The organism is Spirillospora sp. NPDC049652, from assembly GCF_040675125.1.
Taxonomy (GTDB): Bacteria; Actinomycetota; Actinomycetes; order Streptosporangiales; family Streptosporangiaceae; genus Spirillospora.
Window position 1 is genome coordinate 1 of record NZ_JBFAOF010000596.1, and the last position, 4546, is coordinate 4546.

6 protein-coding genes are annotated in these 4546 nt (G+C 75.0%); all 6 read right to left on the reverse strand.

Annotated elements, in window-relative coordinates; translation table 11 throughout:
- Positions 1-16: 16 nt before the first annotated feature.
- Complete coding sequence (locus AB0J52_RS28665) at positions 17-880, reverse strand: Ada metal-binding domain-containing protein (RefSeq protein ID WP_500185604.1); 864 nt, start codon at positions 878-880, stop codon at positions 17-19.
- On the reverse strand, positions 877-1608 hold the full coding sequence (locus tag AB0J52_RS28670; RefSeq protein WP_500185605.1) for a 2OG-Fe(II) oxygenase: 732 nt from the start codon (positions 1606-1608) through the stop codon (positions 877-879). The genes AB0J52_RS28665 and AB0J52_RS28670 overlap by 4 nt, the downstream gene beginning before the upstream one ends.
- 84 nt (positions 1609-1692) lie before the next feature.
- Entirely contained in the window at positions 1693-2190 is a 498-nt protein-coding gene (locus tag AB0J52_RS28675) for a methylated-DNA--[protein]-cysteine S-methyltransferase (RefSeq protein WP_500185607.1), read from the reverse strand.
- A gap of 180 nt (positions 2191-2370) precedes the next feature.
- Positions 2371-3063 carry a response regulator gene (locus AB0J52_RS28680; RefSeq protein ID WP_500185608.1) on the reverse strand — a complete coding sequence of 231 codons (693 nt, stop codon included), beginning with the start codon at positions 3061-3063 and terminating at the stop codon, positions 2371-2373.
- Between the two features lie 184 nt (positions 3064-3247).
- A complete protein-coding gene (locus AB0J52_RS28685; RefSeq protein WP_500185609.1) occupies positions 3248-3547 on the reverse strand; it encodes a DUF6457 domain-containing protein in 300 nt (99 codons plus the stop codon).
- 51 nt (positions 3548-3598) lie between these two features.
- Entirely contained in the window at positions 3599-4381 is a 783-nt protein-coding gene (gene narI / locus AB0J52_RS28690; protein ID WP_500185611.1) for a respiratory nitrate reductase subunit gamma, read from the reverse strand.
- Positions 4382-4546: the final 165 nt, after the last annotated feature.

A 4546-nucleotide genomic window follows, 5' to 3' on the forward strand; every position in this document is an offset into this window, starting at 1 on the left:
AGCGGGAGGAGCGCGTTCACCGCGTCCCCGCGCGCGGGTGGACGGTCACGCCGCGCTCGTCGACCTCCCAGGTGCCGCCGTCGGCGGTCGCGCCGCGCAGGCCGTCGAGCACCCCCGGTCCGGCGAGTTCCGGGAGGCGGACGTCCTGGAGGGAGGCGAACGCGAAGGTGCGGGCCGGGTCCCAGTCGGTGGAGTGGCGCAGGCGGCGGGCGAGCTGCGCGAAGCCCAGCGGGGACGCGGCCATCACCCACGCGTCGGGCCGCGGTGTCGTCAGCCGCGTGGCGGGCCGCAGCCAGGAGGCGGCCTCCTCGGGCCAGCTGACGACGGCGGCCACCTGGCCGCCGCGTGCCGTCCACGCTTCGGTGACGGCGCGGGCGGCCTCGCGGGACGCCTCGTCCCGGCCGTGCCCGACGGCGAGGATCTCGATCCGCGCCCCCGGCCGCGTCAGCAACCCGGCGAGGGCCGCGAGCTCCGCGTCGGTGTGGGCTGCGGGTGAGGCGAGGCGGGCTCCGGGCGACTGCGCCGTCCGGAGCAGGGGCGAACCGGTCCGCTGCGGACGGACGGGAGTGATCATGGTCGTGCCGGCGCTTCCTCGGGTGGCTTTCCAACGGGTGTACCGGGCGGGCAGGCAGACGGCGCAGGGACGGTACCCGGCGGCGACAGCCGTGGCCTCGTCGGCGAAGAACACCCGGTGCTTCACGTAGTGCCCGCGGGCGATGGCCCGGAGCGCGGACGGGCAGTCGAGACGTCCGTAGAGGCGCGTCCGGCGGTGCCCGCCCAGCGTGCCGGGGACCGTGCTGCGGTACGGCAGGGCGTCCGGCCCCAGCAGGGTGTAGCCCCGCTCCCGGGGCCCGGCGGGCACGGTCGGCGTGCCGGTCATGCCGCGTCGTGGAAGACGAGGCCGAGCGTGCGCCGCCGTCCGGTGCGGACGGTGCTCACGCCGTGCCGCATCGGCCCGTTCGACCAGCCCCGCTTCGAGGCGACCGGCCGGTCCCGGGTGGTGAAGACCAGCCCGTGGCCCTGCGGGATGGTCGTGGACGACCCCCTCGACTGCGCGCGGGGACGCTGCTCGGTCATGATGAACTCGCCGCCGGTGAAGTCCGTGCCGGGGGCGTCCAGGCCGACGACGACCTGGAGCGGGAAGAGCATCTCGCCGAACACGTCGCGGTGCAGGGCGTTCCAGTCGCCGGGGCCGTACCGCAGCAGGATCTGCGCGGACCGGGACTGCCCCGCCTCGTGGCACATCTCCACCCAGGTCGCGAGGTCGTCCGGCCAGGGCGCCGGCCGGCCCAGCTTGGCCGCCCAGTCGCGGGCGACGGGCAGCAGCCTCGGGTAGAACGCCGCGCGCAGCTCGGCGACCACCTCCGGCAGGTCGTGGGTGAAGTAGCGGTACTGACCCGAGCCGAACCGGTGCCGGGCCATGTCGACGGTGGTCCGGAAGTGCTCCTCCCGGTCGTACAGGTCGGCGATCTCCCGGCACTCGTCCGGGGTGAGCAGGGGGCCGGCCAGCGCGCTGCCGAACTCGCCGAGCTCGTCGGCCAGGGCCGTCCAGTCCTGGCGTCCGACCCGGTCGGCCGGACGGAGGGTCGGGGTGGCGGTGTCCTTCATGGCGGAATCCTCGGCGCTGTCGTGTCTCGTCGTGCGTGGGCCCGGCCGTCGCCGGCCCGGTCGGGGCCGGCCCCGGGGCGGGGGTCAGGCGGAGCGGTGGACGGTCTCCAGGTCGAGGAGCCGCCGCTTGCGCTCCGGACCGGCCGCGTAGCCGCTCAGCTCCCCGTTCGACCGGATGACGCGGTGGCAGGGGCGGACGACCAGGAGCGGGTTCGCGCCGATCGCGGCGGCGACGGCCCGCACGGCGGTCGCCGGCGCGCCGCTCTGGACGGCGATCGTGGCGTAGCTGACGGTCGTCCCGTAGGGGATGCCGTCCAGCGCCGCCCAGACCCGCCGCTGGAAGTCGGTGCCCTCGGCGGTGAACGGGACGTCGAACGCGGTCAGCTCACCCGCGAAGTACGCCTCCAGCTGCCGCGTGACCTCGTCGAAGGCCCGCGGGGCCCGGCAGCGGGCGGGCGGGACGGCCGGGGCGTTCCGCTGGCCGGGCATGGACAGCGAGGTCAGGGTGACGCCGTCCCCGTCGGCCTCGCCGATCAGGAGCAGTTCTCCCAGGGGGCTGTCGAGCGTCGTGCAGACGGTCATGGCTGTTTCCTTCTCCTTCGTGTTCCGTACTCCAGCATGGATCGTCCGGACGGAGATGGCTGGCAGAAAACAGACACGGCGTTCCGCCCACGTGCGGCGAACCGGACGGCAGAGGAGAGGAAAGGAGCGGACGGCGCCGCGGCGTCGCGTCCCGGGGAGTCAGCGGCGATACGTCCGAGGTCAGCGGCTTTGCTGCCTGAACCGCTCCTGGGCCTCCATGGCGAGGACGGCGGCCTGGACGCGCCGCTCCACGCCGAGCTTCGCCAGCAGCCGGGAGATGTGGTTCTTCACCGTCTTCTCGGCCAGGAACAGCCGCTGGCCGATCTGGCGGTTGGTCAGCCCCTCGCCGATCAGGGCCAGGATCTCCCGCTCCCGGTCGGTGAGGCCCGGCAGGGCGTCGGGCTCGGGCTCCGGTTCCGGGCCCTGGCGCAGCCGGGCCATCAGCTTGGCGGTGGCGCTCGGGTCGAGCAGGGACTGGCCCCCCGCGACCGTGCGCACGGCCGACACCAGGTCCGAGCCCTGGATCTGCTTCAGCACGTAGCCCGAGGCGCCGGCCATGATCGAGTCGAGCAGCGCCTCCTCGTCGTCGAACGAGGTCAGCATCAGGCAGGCCAGCTCCGGCATGCGCGAGCGCAGCTCCCGGCACACCGTCACGCCGTCGCCGTCGGGCAGGCGGACGTCGAGCACCGCCACGTGCGGACGGAGCGCGGGGACGCGCACGAGGGCCTGCTCCACCGTGCCGGCGTCGCCGACGACCGTGATGTCCGGCTCGTCGCTCAGCAGGTCGTGCACTCCGCGCCGGACCACCTCGTGGTCGTCCAGCAGGAAGACCCGGATCGGGTCGCCGGGTCCGCGCTGCCCGCCGTCGGTCATCGGATGCTCCTCGTTCTCCGCCGTCTGGTGCCCGCGCCAGGACCCGCCCCCCGGGCGAACCGGCACCTGCCTGCGACGATATTGCACGACCCGGGGTCGAACGGACAGGGCCGATCGGCCCTGCCGGGCAGGGCCGACCGTCCCGTGGCGTGTGACGGGCTGTGGCGGGTGACGGCGGAAGCCGCTATCCGATCCCGGGGCCGGAGCCCGGGTTCGGCTTGGGGGCCGGGCCGGTGGTGGTCCCGGCGGACCAGCGGGCGGCGAGGTAGCCGGCCCGCCGGGCCGCGGCGGCCACCTCGTCCGGCCCGCCGCCCGCCCGTCCCGCCGCGTACCCCACGAGGAAGGTCGTCAGGGGTGCGGCGGGCCGGGCGACGCCGTGCGCGGCGTCGCCCGCGAGGGCGAGCAGCAGGGCCCGGTCGACCTCGATGTCGATGCCCAGTTCGGCCTGTACGGCGGCGGTCCATTCGGTCAGTACGTCGTCCATGATCGTGGTTCTTTCGTCCGGGGAGCGGGCGGGCGAGGGGAGCGGGCGGGCTCAGGAGGAGCGGCGGGAGCCGGAGGCGGGACGGCGGTGCCCGGCGGCGGCCCGGGCGACGGCCGGGGCGCCCCTCCGGCGGTAGACCAGGTACGGCCTGGCCAGGTAGCCGATCGGGGCGCTCCACACGTGCACGAGCCGGGTGAACGGCCAGGCCGCGAAGAGCAGGCAGGCGGTCAGGGCGTGCAACTGGAACAGCAGCGGCGCGCCGATCATGGCCTCCGGCTGCGGCTGGAGGGCGAACAGGCCGCGGAACCAGACCGAGACCGTCTCCCGGTAGTCGTAGCCGGGGCCGAACACGTTGTGCGCGGCGGTGGCGGCGATGCCGAGCAGGACGGTGAGCGACAGCAGCGGGAACAGCAGCTTGTCGCTGCGGTCGGTGCCGAGCCGGATCTGGCGGGTCAGGAGCCGGCGGGCGCACAGCATGCCGAGCCCGGCGACCATCGTGACGCCCGCGACCGAACCGGCCGTGACCGCCGTGAGGTGGTAGGCGTGCTCGCTGATCCCGGCGGCCTCGGTCCAGGAGTCGGGGATGACCAGGCCGACCACGTGTCCGCCGATCACCATGAAGGCGCCGAGGTGGAACAGCGGGCTGCCCCAGCGCAGCCACCGGTGCTCCAGCAGCTGGCTGGTGCGGGACGTCCAGCCGAACTGGTCCTGGCGGTAGCGCCAGATGTGCCCGGCCACGAACACGGCGAGGCAGATGTACGGGACGGCGACCCAGAGCAGGAGGTCGCCGCCGCCGGCGGACGCGGCGGCCAGGGCGGCGGGTGAGGCGTTCATCGGGGACCTTCCGGACGGCTGGTCGGGGCGGGCGGCACGCAGGTCGGCGGGGCGGGCAGGGGCGGGACGAAGGTGCCGGGAGGCGCGAACTCCCCGTCGCCGTAGGTCCCGTAGGGGTCGAGTCCGACGTCCTCGTTCGGCGGCCCCTCGGCGACGAGCCGGGCC

Coding starts and splice junctions, on each gene's coding strand:
- AB0J52_RS28665 (WP_500185604.1), bottom strand. CDS start 880: ATGACCGGCACGCCGACCGTGCCCGCCGGGCCCCGGGAGCGGGGCTAC.
- AB0J52_RS28670 (WP_500185605.1), bottom strand. CDS start 1,608: ATGAAGGACACCGCCACCCCGACCCTCCGTCCGGCCGACCGGGTCGGA.
- AB0J52_RS28675 (WP_500185607.1), bottom strand. CDS start 2,190: ATGACCGTCTGCACGACGCTCGACAGCCCCCTGGGAGAACTGCTCCTG.
- AB0J52_RS28680 (WP_500185608.1), bottom strand. CDS start 3,063: ATGACCGACGGCGGGCAGCGCGGACCCGGCGACCCGATCCGGGTCTTC.
- AB0J52_RS28685 (WP_500185609.1), bottom strand. CDS start 3,547: ATGGACGACGTACTGACCGAATGGACCGCCGCCGTACAGGCCGAACTG.
- narI (WP_500185611.1), bottom strand. CDS start 4,381: ATGAACGCCTCACCCGCCGCCCTGGCCGCCGCGTCCGCCGGCGGCGGC.